The following is a 16539-nucleotide window of genomic DNA, read 5'->3' on the forward strand; positions in this document are numbered from 1 at the left end:
AGAACCGCTTAATTTTTTATATCCTTGTCAAGGGTTTTCTTTAACACATTAAACGCCCAGAAATGAAAAATACATTCTTGATTTTGTTCGCTTTGCTCGTGAGTGGCTGGACCTTTGCGCAGGATTCCCGTCAAATGTTAAGGGGCAAGGTCTTGTACCGAAGTTCCAATGTTCCCAACGAGAACGTGATCAATTCAACCAGCGGCCAGGCAACCATAACCGATGAGAACGGGGAGTTTGTTATTGCAGTAAAAGATGGGGATCAGTTGGTGTTTACCGCGGTGAACTACCAGTTGGAAGTGATAACCGTTACCCCGGAGATATTGCAGAACAATCGTTTGGTCGTAGAGGTTACCGAAAAAGTGCGGGAGTTGGACGAGGTGGTGGTTACGCCAGATCAGCAAGAACGTTTTCTGCAGGTAAAAAATGAAGATTTTAAGCAATTCGATTATGAGATAGATCGGGGTACCGAGGTCGAAAATATCGCCAATTCGAGAACCACACGCGGAATGAAGGACGGAATCAATTTTGTGAACATCTTCAAGGCCCTTTTTAAATCCCAAGAAGTAAACGGACAACAACGAGCACCTTTAAAGGTAAGCGAGGTGCTGCGCCATGTTTATGATGATGAGTTCTTTGTTGTGGATCTAAGGTTGCCCCAAGATAAAATAGATGCCTTTTTGTTGTACTGTGACGATAGGATTCCTTCGCAGACCCTGCTCAGAAAAGAAAATGAGTTTCAATTGATCGATTTTCTGGTTACACAGAGCAAAGAATACTTGGCAACCTTGAACGAGGAATGAAAAAATGCCTTCTCGCATTACTGCTTTTTTTGATTGCTCTAACAGGTTTCACCCAAGAGCAGGATAGCAAATTACTGCAAGGAAAGGTGACCAGTACGGATAAGGATGTCGTAGGTGTGGTTGTACAGAACATCACCACTAAAGATGCCGTAATTACCGATTTGGAAGGTAGGTTCGCCATAATGGTCCATGAGAAGGATACCTTGGTGTTCTCAGCTGTACATTTTCTAAGAAAAACTTTGCCGATTACCCCAGATTTGCTTGGATCCAACTTTATCGAAGTACCGTTACAAGAGTTTGTGAACCAATTACAGGAAGTGGTGGTGAGCCCTTACGATCTAACAGGTGATTTGAGCCGCGATGTAGACCGGGTTGTTTTGGAAAAAGATGTAACTGCCGAAGCATTGCAATTGCCCAATGCGCACAGGTCCATACCCACACAAAGTGAAAGAAGGCTCCAAGAGGCTTCTGCAATGCGGGTAATGGGCGGCGGTGGGTTCGGAGGAGCAGGAGGGGCAGTGAGCCTCAACCCGATCATAAACGCCATTACGGGCAGAACAAAAATGCTCAAGAACAGGGTAAAGCTGGAAAAAAACTACGCCCAGACCCAAGAAGTTCAAGGATTTTATGCGGATTCACTTTTTGTGACTACTTTAAAAATCCCGATGGAAAAAATTGATGATTTTATGTACTTCTGCGAAGTGGACGAGAATTTTCAAGAAGCGGTAAAATCTCAGGATAAATTAAGGATTTGGGATGTGATCATGAACAAGAGCAGGGCCTATCGTAAAAACAATGATTTGGATTGATTTTTTGGATTAGTTGTTTGAACTTGTCACTTTGGGAACGCTAGGGTTGTTTTTGGATAAGTTTGGCAGGTAAATTGCAGATAGTCGTTTAAAACAGTAACATTGTTGTACCATATAAAGTCTAGCACTACATGAAACATTTGAAAAACACAAAAATCCTGATATTGCCCGTCGCCATACTGTTGTTTTTGTCTTTCTCTACCGCACATAAATTTTACGTTAGCGTTACCAATATCGAATATTCGGAAGACGATAAGGCCTTTCAGATTACCAGCCGTATTTTTATCGATGACATGGATAAGCTTCTTTCCGAGCGCTACGGTATCCAAGCCAAATTGGCAACCCCTAATGAATCCAACTTGGCCGATGGGTACATTGAGAAATACTTTAGGTCTAAATTCGTGGTAACCCTCGATGGGAAACCGGTAAAATATACCTTTTTGGGTAAAAGATACGATACCGATGTGGCCATCTGTTATTTGGAGATTCCTAATGTAAATTTAACAGAAGTCAAGACCATGTCCATCCAAAACGAAGTCCTCACCGATTTGTTCGAAGAGCAGAAAAACGTGGTGCACATTAAGTGGAACGGGAAAAAGAAAAGTTTTGTATTGATCAAAGAGAACAATAAAGGAATGTTAAACTTATGACATATTCTTAACGTTCGGTTAAAATATGTTATTTTTCGCTGTTATAAAATCAAATTAGAAGATGAACAAAATTAAGTATTGCTTTGCTTCCGTATTGTTCCTGTTCGGGGCCGTGGTCATGGCCCAGGAAGAAGGGAACGTTAAAGAAGAAAGGGAACCAGGTCACTACAACCAAAGTAGGTTTAAACAATTGTACGAGGAATTTTCCTCTCCAAACACTTACCGCTCGGCTTCAGGTGCCCCGGGTCCCGATTATTACCAACAACAGGCAGATTATGTAATGGATATCTACCTGGACGATAAAAACGCCAAGATCAATGGCGAGGAAACTATCACGTACCACAACAACTCACCAGATGATTTGGAGTTTCTTTGGGTACAGTTAGATCAAAACGTACGTGCCAAGGATTCCAAGTCGCCCTTGCGCAATGGAAATGGTGTAAACATTGCCTATACAGCAGGTAATTTTGCCCAAACTTACATAAGTGAGCCTTTTGACGGTGGTTTTAACATTGAATCGGTAAAGGATGCCAATGGCAAGCCATTGTCCTATACCATTAACCAAACCATGATGCGCATTAACATTCCGCAAGCGCTAAAGAGTGGTGAAAAGATTTCGTTCTCCATCAAATGGTGGTACAATATTCCCGATCATACCGTAAATAGGGCACGTTCAGGTTATGAGTATTTCGAAAAAGATGGAAACCGTGCATACGTAATTGCACAGTTCTTTCCTCGTATGGCTGTGTACAGCGATGTGGAAGGCTGGCAAAACCATCAGTTCTGGGGCAGCGGAGAGTTTGCTCTGCCATTCGGAAACTATGATGTAAGTATTACTGTTCCCGCAGACCATATTCTGGATGCGACAGGTGAGCTTCAAAACCGCGAAGAGGTTTTCTCCAAAGAAATGATGAAGCGTTACAAGCAGGCCAAAAAATCTTACGATAAGCCTGTAATCATTGTAACCCAAGAAGAAGCAGAAGCTGCAGAAAAAGGCTTTTCCAACGATACCAAGACTTGGAAGTTCAAGGCGACCAACGTTAGGGATTACGGTTTTGCAACTTCCAGAAAGTTTATTTGGGACATGCAAGCCGTAAAAATCGGGAACAAAGATGTAATGGCAGTATCACTTTACCCAAAAGAAGGAAATCCACTTTGGGAAGAATACTCCACAAAAGCAGTGGTTCAAACCCTGCAGACCTATTCCAAGCACACTTTTGATTACCCGTACCACAAGGCTATTTCCGTACACGCGAAAAACCAAGGTATGGAGTACCCCATGATCTGCTGGAACTATGGTCGTCCTAACGAAGATGGAACCTATTCCGATAGAACCAAATACGGAATGATCAGTGTGATCATCCACGAGGTGGGCCACAACTTCTTTCCAATGATCGTTAATTCCGATGAGCGTCAGTGGGGATGGATGGACGAAGGTTTGGATACCTTTATGCAATACTTGGCAGAACAGGAATTTGGACAAACTTTCCCAGAAGCCATTGCCCCCAACGAAAAATATCCATCAAGAAGAGGAGAGGCGGCCAAAATAGTGCCTTATATGGCCGGCGATCAAAGTTTTATATCGCCGATCATGTCCAATCCAGAGAATGTATATCAGCTTGGTCCTAACGCTTATGCAAAGCCAGCTACTGCACTAAATATTTTAAGGGAAACCGTAATGGGCAAGGAATTGTTCGATCACGCCTTTAAAACCTACGCACAGCGTTGGATGTTCAAGCACCCGACCCCAGAGGATTTCTTCCGTACCATGGAAGATGCTTCCGCTGTGGATTTGGATTGGTTCTGGAGATCTTGGTTCTACACTACCGATTATGTGGATATAGGGGTGAAAGGAGTAAAAAAATACTACGTTACCAACAAACCGACCAAAGAAATGGAAAAGTATATGGCGGACAGAAACCTTACCGAAGCCGATCTTCCTCCATTGGTTTATTTGGCAGAAGAGGATAGCGAGGACTTTGCACCAGAACTTAAAGGAAAATCACCAACAGAGACTTCTCAGAACCTTAAGGAGTTTATGATGGATAACATGACGGCAGCCGAAAGAGCTCAGGTAAAAGAACCTAAGTTCTTCTACGAAATCACTTTTGATAAACCAGGGGGAATCCCTATGCCGTTGATCGTTGAGTACACGTACGCCGACGGCACCACTGAAAGCGTTACTTATCCTCCTGAAATTTGGAGAAAGAACGACGCAGAGGTGAAAAGAGTAATGGCAACAGAAAAGGAATTGGTAGGAATTGTAGTAGATCCAAAATTGGAAACTGCAGATATCGATACCACAAACAACTCTTGGCCCAAGAAAGATGAAAAGTCCGATTTTGATAAATTCAAGGAAAATATCAAAGGAGACAAATAAGATTTAAGCCATACCAAAAAGCCCTGTGATTTCACAGGGCTTTTTTTATTTTGAAATGAAGTTCTGATTATATTTGTGCCATGCAATTTCTATTCATTAGTGGAGCCGAGATATTTTTCATCCTATTTATAGTGGTGATGGTGTTTGGTGCGGATAAAATACCTGGAATAGCCAGGGGGCTCGGCAAAGGAATGCGCCAACTTAAGGATGCCACGGATGATATTAAGCGTGAAATCCAAAAAAGTGCCGATGTGGATACGGACTTTACCAAGAATATCCGAAAGGAGATCGATGATGTAAAGAAAAATGTGGAGGAAGTTTCCGGTTCTATTAAACGCGACATAAATAAGTAAGTCCCATGCTGGAAAAACTGCTCAAATGGGATAGGGACACTTTTGTTTATCTCAATGGTCTGGGCATAGAAAAGTACGACTTGTTTTGGTCCACGGCTACCCAATTTACCACCTGGATACCCCTATTTATTCTATTTGTGATATTGTTTTACCTCAATTTTCCAAAAAAAGAGGCACTACATAAATTTTTGACCGTGTTGGGATTGGCACTGTTTATTGCCCTTGTTACACATTTTACCAAAATATCTGTAGCGAGATTAAGGCCGAACAATACAGAAGAAATCAATTCCCTGATCCGAATATTAAAAACACCGACAGATTTTAGTTTCTTTTCGGGCCATGCATCCAGCTCGTTTGCGATAACGACCTTGGTATTTTTGTTCTTGAGAAAAAAAATGAAATGGGCGATGTTCTTTTTTGTTTGGCCCATACTTTTTACGATGAGCCGTATTTATGTTGGGGTGCACTATCCTTTTGATATTTTGGTGGGTACCATAGTAGGCGTGTTGAGCGGAACACTCTTCTTTTGGATTTATCAACGATTTATCGCACCCGGCTCAAAGTCAGTCCATCCCTGATCGGCAATAAAACAGTTTCTACCCTTGGGTCTTCCTTGAGTTTTTGGTTGTATTGTAAAAGAGCCGCAGTGGCCTTGTCCGATTTTTCTAAGGGTTCTACCACTTTGCCCGACCATAGAACATTGTCTGATAGGATAATACTGCCCGGCTTTGTTTTCGGGAGTACAGCTTCAAAATAACTATCGTAGTTCACCTTTTGGGCATCAATAAAAACTAAATCAAAAGTTTGTTCCAAGTTGGGAACAATATCCAGGGCATCTCCCGTATGCTGCTTTATTTGGGGGCCATATCCACTTTTATCAAAGTACTTGCTCTGCATGCGGTGGAGTTCCTCGTTTACCTCAATGGTATGCAGTTCTCCTTCTCTTTGAAGCCCTTCGGCCAAACACAATGCGGAATATCCGGTATATGTGCCTATCTCAAGAATGTATTTTGGATTGATGATTTTAGAAAGCATGCTCAACACTCTGCCTTGAAAATGTCCTGTGATCATTCTGGGCTGTATCACCTTTAGGTGTGTTTCGCGGGTAAGTTCTTGCAACAGGATAGGTTCGTCTTCGGTATTGTTGGCAATATAATTCTCCAAGACCGGTGATAGGAAATGCATGATAAATTTTTCGCAAAAATATGGAAAAGAACTACATTGGAACAGCTCTTTAAATAAAACAGACTATGCCGTTACATAAGGTAAATATTAGACCGGCTACAATGCACGACCTCCCGTTGTTGCTAAAATTTGAACAAGAAATAATCAATGCGGAACGCCCTTTTGATGTTACCATAAGGAAAGGTGCGGTAAGTTACTACGATATCGAGGCGATGATCCAAGATCCGCAAGCATGCATTGTGGTGGCCGAAATAGAGAAGAAGGTGGTGGCATCGGGGTATGCCATTCCGAAAAAGGCGAGGCACTATCTGGACCACGAATATTATGCCTACCTCGGTTTTATGTACACCGATCAACAGTATCGAGGTAAGGGGGTCAATGCAATGATCGTGGACGAACTTAAAAAATGGTCGGAGAGTGCAGGTTTTAAGGAAATCAGGTTAACAGTATACAACGACAACCTTTCGGCCATAAAAGCGTATGAAAAAGTGGGTTTTAAAAAGCACATTATAGAAATGCGCTTGGCGTAAATTCCATTAGTGTACATTACCTCCACAAATCGTATTTTTGATGCAAACCATTACAGCATGACGTTCCAAAACACGCTCGAATTTGCCAAACAGCTTGATGCTTCCGATACATTGGCCCACTACAGAAATGAATTCCACTATCCCCAGGTAAACGGAAAGGATGTAATCTATTTTACAGGGAATTCCCTTGGGCTGCAACCCAAACGCACCCAAACGTTTGTGGACGAGGTAATGAAAGACTGGAAGGAGTTGGCCGTAGAAGGACATTTTTATGCCGATAAACCTTGGTGGGATTACCATGAACGACTGGCCAATGGCCTGGGCAACGTTGTGGGAGCAAGGCCCCAAGAGGTTTCTGTAATGAATACGTTGACGGTAAACCTTCATTTGTTGATGGTATCCTTTTATCGGCCTACCACATCACGTTTTAAGATCATTTGTGAGGAAAAGGCTTTTCCGTCCGATCAGTATATGCTGCAAAGTCAAGTACGTTTTCATGGTTTGGACCCAAAAGGGGCCATTGTAGAGGTAAAAAAACGGGAAGGCGAACATGCTTGGCGTACCGAGGATATAATCCAAAAGATCAACGAGGTAGGGGATGAGTTGGCCTTGGTACTAATGGGAGGAGTAAATTATTACAATGGCCAAGTCTTGGATATGGAGGCCATTACCAAGGCGGGTAAGGATGTTGGTGCCTTTGTTGGATGGGATTTGGCACATGCCGTGGGCAATATTAAACTGCACCTACACGATTGGGAAGCTGATTTCGCGGCATGGTGCAGCTATAAATACATGAACAGTGGACCGGGCAACGCATCTGGAATTTTTGTACATGAAAAACACTTGGGCAAAAAGGATATTCCTCGTTTTGAAGGGTGGTGGGGAACCAAAAAAGAGACACGCTTTTTAATGCAGCCCGAATTCGACCCCATTCAGAGTGCCGACGCCTGGCAATTGAGCAACCCGCCCATACTTTCGGTGGCACCATATTTGGCTTCGTTGGAGATGTTTGAGGAAGTGGGTATGGATGCCCTAATAGAAAAACAGCGCACCATAGTGGCCTTTCTGGAGTTTGTGTTGCACGAAATAGATAAGGAAGTGGACAGCACATTCGAAATTATAACCCCAAAGGACAGAGGATGCCAACTTTCTGTTTTTTTACATGGAGAGGGTAGGGCCATTTTTGATTATTTGATGAAGAACGGTGTAATAACCGATTGGAGGGAACCAAATGTGATTCGTTTGGCGCCTGTACCTTTATATTGCTCGTTCGAAGATATGTACCGATTTGGACAGATCTTAAAAAAAGGCATACAGGACAAATAATCATCCTTGATAACTTTTTCAACTTGACCCCTATATGAAATCCCTATGGCTCATTCTTACAAACTCCAGGTACTTTGGAGCTGCATGGGTATTCACCAGTTTAAATGTCTGGTTTGGTACCTGGGCCATATATATTCCGACCGTAAAAGAAAAATTGGATATAAATAAGGCGGACCTTGGGATTGCCCTATTCTGTTTGTCACTCGGGGTATTTACCATTTTTCCAATGGCCTCCAAAATAATTAATAAACTAGGTGTTGGCAAAGCTACTTGGTATGGGGTCATATTTGTTTCCATAATGGCCATGTTGCCCCTTATGGCACCCAATTATTATTTGTTGATGGCAGCCTTGTACTTATTTGGGGCCAGTAATGGGTTTATCGATATTGCCGTGAACACCTTGGTGACCGAGATTGAAAAGGAGGATAAACAAAATATAATGTCGGCAGCCCACGGATTTTTTAGTTTGGGAGGTATTCTAGTGGGTCTGGGCAGTTTTTTGATCCCAGTGATCGGAAGCCCAGTTTGGCACATGGCCATTACCGTAGCGTTGGTGCTTATGGTTAATCTAGTGTTTAGAAAACACTATATTAAAATCGTAGCTGCCCCGGTGGAAAAAGAGCCTTTTAGTTTTAAACTTTTTAAGCCCTTGTTGCTTCTGGGAATAATTGGTTTTGTGTGTTTTGGGGCTGAAGGTGCCATTGTGGATTGGAGCGCACTATATCTTAAGGAAATGACCATGGCACCGGAAGTATTGTTTGGGGCCGGTTTTTTGGCATTTTCCACCACGATGACCCTTGGTCGATTTTTGGGAGATGGGATCAGTAAGAGAATAGGTCCCATAAAAATTGTTGGCCTAGGCGCCATGATTGCTGCCATAGGTTTTGTTCTGGTTTTAACACAGCACACCACGTGGTCCATTATCGGCTTTGCCTTAAACGGACTTGGGTTTTCGGTTATTGTGCCGGAACTGTTCCGAATCGGTGGGAATGTAAAAGGTGTAGATTCCTCTCAAGGAGTGGCCTTTATTGCAGGGGCAGGCTACATGGGGTTTTTGTTGGGTCCCGTAGTTCTTGGGTTTATTGCGGAAAGTGCATCGTTGAACTATAGTTTTTTATTGCTGCTCTGTCTCGCTTTATTGGTGTTGGTAATCACATTCTTTCTTCATCGAAGGCGAAAACGATAAATATCGGAATTGGCAAATAGAGTCTGTTGGAATTTTTTACACTTTGTCGATCAAACCCAAATCATCGAGAACATTGGTCAATTGATCTTTACTGATGGGTTTAACGATATAATTGCTCACCACAGCATATTTCTTTGCTTTTTCTTGGTCGGATGGGTTAATGGAAGAACTCACCACATAGATCACTATTTTTTCTCTGTTTTGATGAGGGATCTCAACAAAATCATCTAAAAACCCCCAACCGTCTTTTATAGGCATGTTGAGGTCCAAAAAAATAATGGAGGGTAATTTTAAGCCCTTTTCCATTCGTTGTGTTAAAGCATCTATGGCCTCCTGCCCATTTTGGTAGATAAGTACTTCATTGGAAAATTTAATTCTCTGCAATAACACCTTCATTCCAAATTGGTGAATAGGGTCATCATCGACAATAAATGCTACGTCCAATAAATTCATGCTCATTGTTTTAATAAGGTAACTTTAAAGATGGTTCCAATGGTCGGTTGGCTTTCCACCACAATTTTACCGCCCATGGATTCTATTTGATTTTTTGTTATAAACGGACCGATTCCCCTTGCATCTTCGTTGCCATGGAATGTTTTGTACATGCCAAAGAGTTTTTCCCCGTATTTGTCCAGATCTATTCCTAGGCCATTGTCCTCTATTTGTAGAACCGCCGTTTCGTTGTTATCTGTTGCCGTAATGGTCACTTTGGTGGTGTTTTTGCTTTGGTCTTTGTATTTAATGGCATTGGTGACCAAGTTGAGAACAATACTCTCCATGTAGGCTAAAACACCTTTTACTTCTATGCTGTCGGGAATATCGATGAATATATCCGCATTGTTTTCATCTATTACCGCTCGAATATCGTTCAATACTTTTTCAACCAGAGGTTTGAGGGGTATGGATTTTAATTTTTTATCAGTTTCCAGTTTTACCTGAACCACTTCATTTAGGTGGGAAATGGTCTCATTCAACCCTTGAGATGCTTGGGTCAATAGTTTTAAACTGTCTTTGCGAATATCATCGGCCAAGGATTCATCGGTGACAAAATCACTTATCATCGTTAGGTTTGCCGCATGCGACCTTAGGTTGTGGGAAACAATATGGGCAAAGTTCATAAGGCTGTTGTTCTGGTTCGTGGTCAGTTCAAGTAGCCCCTTCAATTTTTTTTCTGCCTTTATTCTGGTGGAGATATCAACGATTTGAGAAATAAAATGAGAGATTTCACCATCGATATTACGTTCTGCGGTAACTGTGAGAATTACATAAACCAGCTGTCTATTGTTATTAAAATATCTTTTCTCGATTTGGTACGAATTCCTTTTGCCCTTTACAAGTTCGTTGAGCAATTTAAGATCTATCTCTAGATCGTCTGGATGTGTTATATCTTGAAAATTGAGGTTTAGCAGGTTTTCCTTTGTATACCCAAGGCTCTCGCACAAACTGGAGTTGACGTCTATAAATTTGCCATTTTTGGCCACCAGAGCCATTCCAATGGACGAATTATCGAAAGTACCTTTTAAAGATGCTCTACTGTTTTCCAATAGGAGTTGAGCCCTTTTTCTTCCGTCTATATCCTGAAAAGTACCAACAATGCGCACACATTTATCGTTGAGCATTTCCGGTTCGCCAATGGCACGTACCCACACAACATTTCCTTTGGAGGTGACAATCTGTAGTTCAACATCCCATTTTTTGCCTTGCTCTATTCCCTCCTTTACCAATTTGGATATGGTATCCCTGCTGTACCCCTCTTTGTAAAAGGAGATTCCTTTGGCCAAATCTGGAAGATAATCTTCGGGTACCTCATGGATTTCTTTGGTAATCTTGGACCAATACAAGGTGTTTTTTACCAGATCAACCTCCCATCCTCCAATTCTTGCCACTTGTTGCGACTTGATCAAAAGCTCCTCTTCAAGCCGTTTATGTGTTATGTTTTCTAGGATAACCAAGATTTTTGGGCCATCGTTTCCATCCTGATCGCTCAGCAAGCTAACTTTCCAATCGTACCAAATGGAGTCCCCGTTTTTTTGTACGATCCTTTTGGAATCGGAACGGGTTTTAATGCCTTCCAAACAATAGTTGATATCGATCTTTAGTTCTTCGGGCAATTGGGGCATGGCTTCGAAAAAATTCTTGCCCATAATGTCCGAATCCAAATTGAACGAGTTTAACCACTGTGTGGAATAATCTATAATGGACTGTTCTTGGTTTATTATGGTAAAGGGAATTGAAGCGTACTGAAATACGGATTTAACGGGGGTCATTGTAGTGTTTTAGCACTTAAATTTATCAAAACAAGCTTAATACTACAATGAATCACTTAAATTCATACACGTAAATTTTACCGAATGTGTGTAACATTCTTAATGTAAGGAGGTTATTTTAAACAAATATTTTATTTAACCGTTCAGTTGGCTGAGAAAAATTCACGTGCTGACCCGTTCTGCACCTAGGCTGAAATTTGGGGTTCGAGTAATTTTATAAAAACTTTAAAGAATAGACAACGGGTATTTGGTAAACAGTTGCCATCTAAATAATTCGAGTTGCTGCCATGTGTTTATAAACTAAGCATTAGTCTTTTTTAACAGAAATGCCCGTAAAATATAAACTTGTGCCACCTTCTGGACGATTGTGCTGTTTGGCCAATCTAAGCCCCTCCATCTCCACATAATCCTCCCATGTGGAAACCAAGTTAGGTTCTTCCTGGTTGGATTTTCGATAGGCCCATTCACGTAAAATGTAATCGTCCTTAAAATAAAAATCATATGCATCACCAGGGGTGTAACCACCTTCGTTCGCGTATACAATGGTAAGTTTTTGCATAGGCTCTTCGCTAATGGGAGCAACGGCATCTGTGGTGTGCTCGTAGGTATAATTATTGGAATCCCACATTAAATTAAAGGGGGCCAACAACCAGTACCGATCGTTAATAAAACCACTATTGGTTTTTATGGCGATACTATCCATGGCATTACGGTTGTAGGTAAGCGTGTCCGGTCCAGAAATGGCGGATACCACATTGCTCTTGGGTTTCCAATCCCAACTGCGCTCAAAATGCATGGAATCCCTATCAACATTAAAGGTAAAGGTGATGCCTTTTACCATGGCCCATTGTTCAAAACCATGGGCCTCTGCAATGCGTTCGGGCACGGTTTTTTCAACTTCGGTCTCTTTTTCGGCGGCCTCGGTCTTTTTTGGTTCGGTTTTGCAGGCAGCGAACATTAAAAAGGCAAATAGAGCTAAGAGGGAATTGGTCTTCATATCTGGTTTTTAGCCAAATATACTAGGAAAATCTCTTATTTTTGACCATTGTCCGAACATCAACCAAAAAACTGTTTCCAGAGTGACTTTTTTAAAAAAGCTGTTTCTAATTCTTATAAATAACCACGATAAAGCTTTTTTGGATTCAAAAGACCCTTATTCTCGTTATTCCGATGAGAAATTAGTGAAACAGATCGTAGCGGACAACGATACCATGCTTTTCGGTAAGTTGTACGACCGCTATGCGCAAATGGTGTACAATAAATGTTACGGTTTTGCAAAATCTGAGGACGAGGCGGAGGATTTAACGCAAGATGTGTTCCTCCAGCTTTTTATCAAACTTCGAACGTTTAAAGGAAAATCGAAGTTTTCTACTTGGCTCTATTCCTTTACCTATAACTTTTGTGTGAACTATGTTAACCGTAATAAGCAACGAAAAATACAGTATAATTCCGTACAGGTCGAAAACTCCGAATATAAGCTGACCCAAGAAGTTTCCGATGAGAGTTTGTTCGAAATGAAAACGGACAAGCTCAAGAAAGCCATGGAACTCATTGCAGTGGAAGATAAGTCCATTTTGTTGCTGAAATACCAGGACGGGGCGAGCATAAAAGAACTTGTAGATTTAATGGAGATTGGGGAAAGTGCAGTAAAAATGCGGTTAAAACGGGCAAAGGAAAGATTGTTGGAAATATATAAAACTTTGGAATAGATGGCAAAGCAGCATAAAAATCCATTCAAAGAACTGGAGGCAACTTTAAAGGAGACCCCTCCGGAAATGAAGAAAAAAGTAATGAACGATATTGCTGCGGCAAAATTGATCATGGACTTGGCCTCATTGTTTTCAATAAACTTGGGAAATGCTTTGCGCAAACTATTTAGAACCTTGGGAGATAATCGATAAATAAACAGACACAATAAAAATTATAAATATGGAAACAATAAACAATTGGAAGGCAATAGCATCGGAGTCTCTTTCTACGATAGGAAGAGAAATAGCGACTGCTTTTCCCAAAATATTTGGGGCGATCATAATTTTGATTATTGGATGGTTGACTATTAAAATTGTGATATTTCTATTAAAAAAGGTACTCAAGATTACCAAAATTGATGCACTCAACGAGAAAATAAACGACATGGAGATAACTGGTAAGAGCGATTTTAAGATTGATCTTTCCAAAATTGTACTGGGTTTTGCCAAATGGTTTCTGATCCTGGTCTTCCTAATATTGACCGCCGATATTTTAAATTTTCAGATCATATCCCAGGAAATCGGCAACCTCCTCAATTATCTGCCCAGGTTTTTTAGTGCATTGGCCCTTTTAATGGTAGGGTTCTATATAGGCAGTTTGGTAAAAAAAACGGTAAAAAAACTATTCGAATCCTTTGAGTTGGGAGGTTCCAACTTGGTAAGTAACCTGCTGTTTTACATTATCGTCATTTTTATGTCCATCACGGCGTTGAACCAAGCAGGGGTCGATACCACCATCATAACCAACAATATAACCATGATATTGGGGGCGTTTCTGTTGGCATTTGCATTGGGCGTAGGTTTGGGAACACGAGAAATTATTGCAGATATCATGAGGTCCTTCTATACAAGAAAGACCTATGCCGTTGGAGACAGAATTGTGATCGGGGACGACGAAGGAACCATCAAGGCCATCGAAAACAATAGCCTTATTTTAGAGACCCGAGCCGGAGAATTTGTGATTCCCATCAAAGATGTGGTATCACAAAAAGTACAGATAAAATCTTAATCCGTCCATTGGATAAAACAAGTGCGGTAACTTCCTTGGAATTTGATTATTTTTGAAGTCTTACAACACGTAAAAAAATGAGTTCAAAAAAAGGAAAAGTTCAGGAATTGATCCAAGAAAAGTTATTAGATGACCGCAAAGTGTTTTTGTGGGGGCAAGTAGATGATGATTCTGCCAAGCATGTAATCGATAGGCTACTGTATTTGGATATGTTGAACAATGATGAGATTCAATTGATTATCAATAGCCCCGGAGGCTACGTAACTTCCGGGTTTGCCATTTACGATACCATTAAACAGATCAAAAGCCCTGTATCTACCGTTTGTTCCGGATTGGCGGCCTCTATGGGCTCCATTCTATTATCCGTAGGCGAAAAGGGCAGAAGATTTATTCAGCCCCATGCCCGCGTAATGATCCATCAGCCTAGCGGTGGTGCAAGAGGGCAGGCATCGAATATCGAGATTCAGGCCAGAGAGATTATAAAGACCAAGGAGTTGGGTGCCAAAATATTGGCGGAAAACTGTGGGCAGTCTTTTGACAAGGTAATGAAGGATTTTGATCGTGATTATTGGATGGGCGCAGAAGAATCTGTGGCGTATGGCATCGTAGATGATATATTGAAATAAACCCAAGATTTCTATAAAGTGAAAAGTCCTTCGCAACGTATTGTGAAGGACTTTTTATATATAGGCGCCGAAGCGGAATATTTTAAATATATACGGCAACAAGAATGCCAATAGATCATAAAGACTTGTTAAAATCAGAATAGCTCCGGATTTGCAATAATTTTCCTGGCCCTATCCTGCAAATCCTTGAGTTCTTCCTTATTCTTCTTTTTCAATAAGCTCAACATCATGTTCATGCGTTGATTGTCCTTAAAAAACGCTTTTTTATCTTCTAAAAAATTCCAGTAAAGCGAATTGAAGGGACAGGATTTTTCTCCCGACTTTTTAGTATGGCTATAACTACATTCCTTACAATAGTTGCCCATTTTATTAATATAATTGGCACTGCTTACATAAGGCTTGGTCGCCACAATGCCACCATCGGCATATTGGCTCATGCCCCGGGTATTGGTAATTTCAACCCACTCGATCGCATCTATATATACGCCAAGGTACCAAGCATCCACTTTATCGGGGTCAATTTGAGTGAGAAGGGCGTAGTTTCCAATGATCATGAGCCGTTGAATATGATGGGCATACGCATCGTCTAAACTTTGGGTAATGGCCTTGTGCAAACAGTTCATTTTGGTTTTGCCCGTCCAAAAGAAATCCGGGAGCGGGTTGCGGTTCTCCAATTTGTTCACTTTGGCATATCCCGGCATTTCCTTCCAATATACCCCCCGCATGTATTCCCGCCAACCTAATATCTGACGGATAAAACCTTCCACTTGCGAGATATGGATGTCATCTTTATGCGCATGGTAATGGTCCAATACGGTATGGATTACTTCTTGGGGTGACAGCATTTTGCTGTTCATGCCAAAGGAAAGGCGCGAATGGAACAGGTATTTTTCCTGAGTATGCAATGCATCTTGATAATCACCAAAATATTTCAACAGATTGGAACAGAAAAACGTCAATAACTTTTTACATTCCTCGTGCGATGTTGGCCAGGGAAAATTTTTGGCGTCAATGTTGCCGAAGGTTTTTATATCCGCTTTTTTAATTTCTTCCAACAGTTCGGTAGCGTCGGTATCAAAAGATAGTTCCTTGGGAATTTTTGGAGATCCGTCCCATTTTTTGCGGTTACTTTGGTCAAAGTTCCATTTACCGCCTTCGGGCTGATCATTGATCATCAAAATGTTATGTTTCCTTCGCATCATGCGGTAGAAACTCTCCATCAACAATTGTTTTTTTCCTTTAAAGTGATTTTCCAGATCATTTCTTTTGGTGTAAAAATGTTCGGTGTCAAAAACCTCCGAACTAATGGTAATGGATTTTACGATTTCCTTGAGCTGCTGGTCCAATCGGTATTCATCGGGCAATTGGTATTCGAACTTTTCAATTTGGTGTTCCGAAATGGCTTTTTTGATGAGCTCGGGCAAGTTTTGAGGATTTTTCTCATCACCTATCCTATAATAGATGACATGGTGCCCCTCCTCTTTTAAAGTGTTTGAAAAATTCCTCATGGAACGAAAAAAGCCGACCACTTTTTGAATATGGTGCTTTACATAATCGGTTTCTTGGCGCATTTCGGCCATTAGGTATGTATGGTCGTCGGTCACTTTATCGAACCAGCTGTGTGATAGGTTCAATTGGTCACCAAGGATTAGTCGAAGTGTTTTCAT

General features: G+C 41.3%; 18 protein-coding genes. 13 read left to right on the forward strand and 5 right to left on the reverse strand.

The window, feature by feature from the left end; translation table 11 throughout:
* The first annotated feature begins 62 nt into the window (after positions 1-62).
* From AB9K32_RS00520 to AB9K32_RS00545, 6 genes are all read left to right on the forward strand, one after another.
* Entirely contained in the window at positions 63-803 is a 741-nt protein-coding gene (locus tag AB9K32_RS00520; protein ID WP_369884060.1) for a carboxypeptidase-like regulatory domain-containing protein, read from the forward strand.
* Positions 800-1612, forward strand: coding sequence for a hypothetical protein (locus AB9K32_RS00525; RefSeq protein ID WP_369884061.1), 813 nt, complete (start codon positions 800-802; stop codon positions 1610-1612). The genes AB9K32_RS00520 and AB9K32_RS00525 overlap by 4 nt, the downstream gene beginning before the upstream one ends.
* A gap of 131 nt (positions 1613-1743) precedes the next feature.
* Positions 1744-2262, forward strand: coding sequence for a DUF6702 family protein (locus AB9K32_RS00530; RefSeq protein WP_369884062.1), 519 nt, complete (start codon positions 1744-1746; stop codon positions 2260-2262).
* 61 nt (positions 2263-2323) lie between these two features.
* Complete coding sequence (locus tag AB9K32_RS00535; RefSeq protein ID WP_224837609.1) at positions 2324-4642, forward strand: M1 family metallopeptidase; 2319 nt, start codon at positions 2324-2326, stop codon at positions 4640-4642.
* Between the two features lie 80 nt (positions 4643-4722).
* Positions 4723-4995 carry a twin-arginine translocase TatA/TatE family subunit gene (locus AB9K32_RS00540; RefSeq protein WP_224837610.1) on the forward strand — a complete coding sequence of 91 codons (273 nt, stop codon included), beginning with the start codon at positions 4723-4725 and terminating at the stop codon, positions 4993-4995.
* Positions 4996-5000: 5 nt separating this feature from the next.
* The gene (locus AB9K32_RS00545; RefSeq protein ID WP_252080323.1) at positions 5001-5573 is read left to right on the forward strand and encodes a phosphatase PAP2 family protein; all 573 of its coding nucleotides are present in this window, start codon (positions 5001-5003) and stop codon (positions 5571-5573) included.
* On the opposite strand, the gene AB9K32_RS00550 is transcribed toward AB9K32_RS00545, so the two are convergent.
* Positions 5539-6180, reverse strand: coding sequence for an O-methyltransferase (locus AB9K32_RS00550; RefSeq protein WP_224837612.1), 642 nt, complete (start codon positions 6178-6180; stop codon positions 5539-5541). The two genes, AB9K32_RS00545 and AB9K32_RS00550, sit on opposite strands and share 35 nt — an antisense overlap.
* A 65-nt stretch (positions 6181-6245) precedes the next feature.
* Here AB9K32_RS00550 and AB9K32_RS00555 point away from each other — a divergent pair, with 65 nt between their 5' ends.
* From AB9K32_RS00555 to AB9K32_RS00565, 3 genes are read left to right on the forward strand one after another with little or no spacing between them, the layout of a single operon-like run.
* Positions 6246-6710: an N-acetyltransferase family protein gene (locus AB9K32_RS00555; RefSeq protein WP_369884063.1), complete on the forward strand. Its 465-nt coding sequence runs from the start codon at positions 6246-6248 to the stop codon at positions 6708-6710.
* A gap of 57 nt (positions 6711-6767) precedes the next feature.
* Complete coding sequence (gene kynU, locus AB9K32_RS00560; RefSeq protein ID WP_369884064.1) at positions 6768-8036, forward strand: kynureninase; 1269 nt, start codon at positions 6768-6770, stop codon at positions 8034-8036.
* A gap of 34 nt (positions 8037-8070) precedes the next feature.
* Positions 8071-9222: an MFS transporter gene (locus tag AB9K32_RS00565; RefSeq protein WP_369884065.1), complete on the forward strand. Its 1152-nt coding sequence runs from the start codon at positions 8071-8073 to the stop codon at positions 9220-9222.
* A 36-nt stretch (positions 9223-9258) separates the two neighbouring features.
* Here the strand turns inward: AB9K32_RS00565 and AB9K32_RS00570 are convergent, their stop codons facing one another.
* From AB9K32_RS00570 to AB9K32_RS00580, 3 genes are all read right to left on the reverse strand, one after another.
* Positions 9259-9675 carry a response regulator gene (locus tag AB9K32_RS00570; RefSeq protein ID WP_224837616.1) on the reverse strand — a complete coding sequence of 139 codons (417 nt, stop codon included), beginning with the start codon at positions 9673-9675 and terminating at the stop codon, positions 9259-9261.
* Between the two features lie 2 nt (positions 9676-9677).
* Positions 9678-11489 carry a PAS domain S-box protein gene (locus AB9K32_RS00575; RefSeq protein WP_369884066.1) on the reverse strand — a complete coding sequence of 604 codons (1812 nt, stop codon included), beginning with the start codon at positions 11487-11489 and terminating at the stop codon, positions 9678-9680.
* Between the two features lie 307 nt (positions 11490-11796).
* Complete coding sequence (locus tag AB9K32_RS00580) at positions 11797-12486, reverse strand: hypothetical protein (RefSeq protein WP_224837618.1); 690 nt, start codon at positions 12484-12486, stop codon at positions 11797-11799.
* A 139-nt stretch (positions 12487-12625) separates the two neighbouring features.
* On the opposite strand from AB9K32_RS00580, the gene AB9K32_RS00585 reads away from it, so the two are divergent.
* From AB9K32_RS00585 to AB9K32_RS00600, 4 genes are all read left to right on the forward strand, one after another.
* Positions 12626-13198 carry an RNA polymerase sigma factor gene (locus AB9K32_RS00585; RefSeq protein ID WP_369884067.1) on the forward strand — a complete coding sequence of 191 codons (573 nt, stop codon included), beginning with the start codon at positions 12626-12628 and terminating at the stop codon, positions 13196-13198.
* Positions 13199-13390: a hypothetical protein gene (locus AB9K32_RS00590; protein WP_338196228.1), complete on the forward strand. Its 192-nt coding sequence runs from the start codon at positions 13199-13201 to the stop codon at positions 13388-13390.
* Between the two features lie 28 nt (positions 13391-13418).
* Positions 13419-14246: a mechanosensitive ion channel domain-containing protein gene (locus tag AB9K32_RS00595; RefSeq protein ID WP_224837621.1), complete on the forward strand. Its 828-nt coding sequence runs from the start codon at positions 13419-13421 to the stop codon at positions 14244-14246.
* Positions 14247-14323: 77 nt separating this feature from the next.
* A complete protein-coding gene (locus AB9K32_RS00600) occupies positions 14324-14872 on the forward strand; it encodes a ClpP family protease (RefSeq protein ID WP_224837622.1) in 549 nt (182 codons plus the stop codon).
* Between the two features lie 134 nt (positions 14873-15006).
* Here the strand turns inward: AB9K32_RS00600 and AB9K32_RS00605 are convergent, their stop codons facing one another.
* Positions 15007-16539 (reverse strand): cryptochrome/photolyase family protein, encoded by a 1533-nt coding sequence (locus tag AB9K32_RS00605; RefSeq protein WP_369884068.1) that lies wholly within the window; start codon positions 16537-16539, stop codon positions 15007-15009.

This window comes from Allomuricauda sp. XS_ASV26 (genome assembly GCF_041224615.1).
GTDB lineage: Bacteria > Bacteroidota > Bacteroidia > Flavobacteriales > Flavobacteriaceae > Flagellimonas > Flagellimonas alginolytica.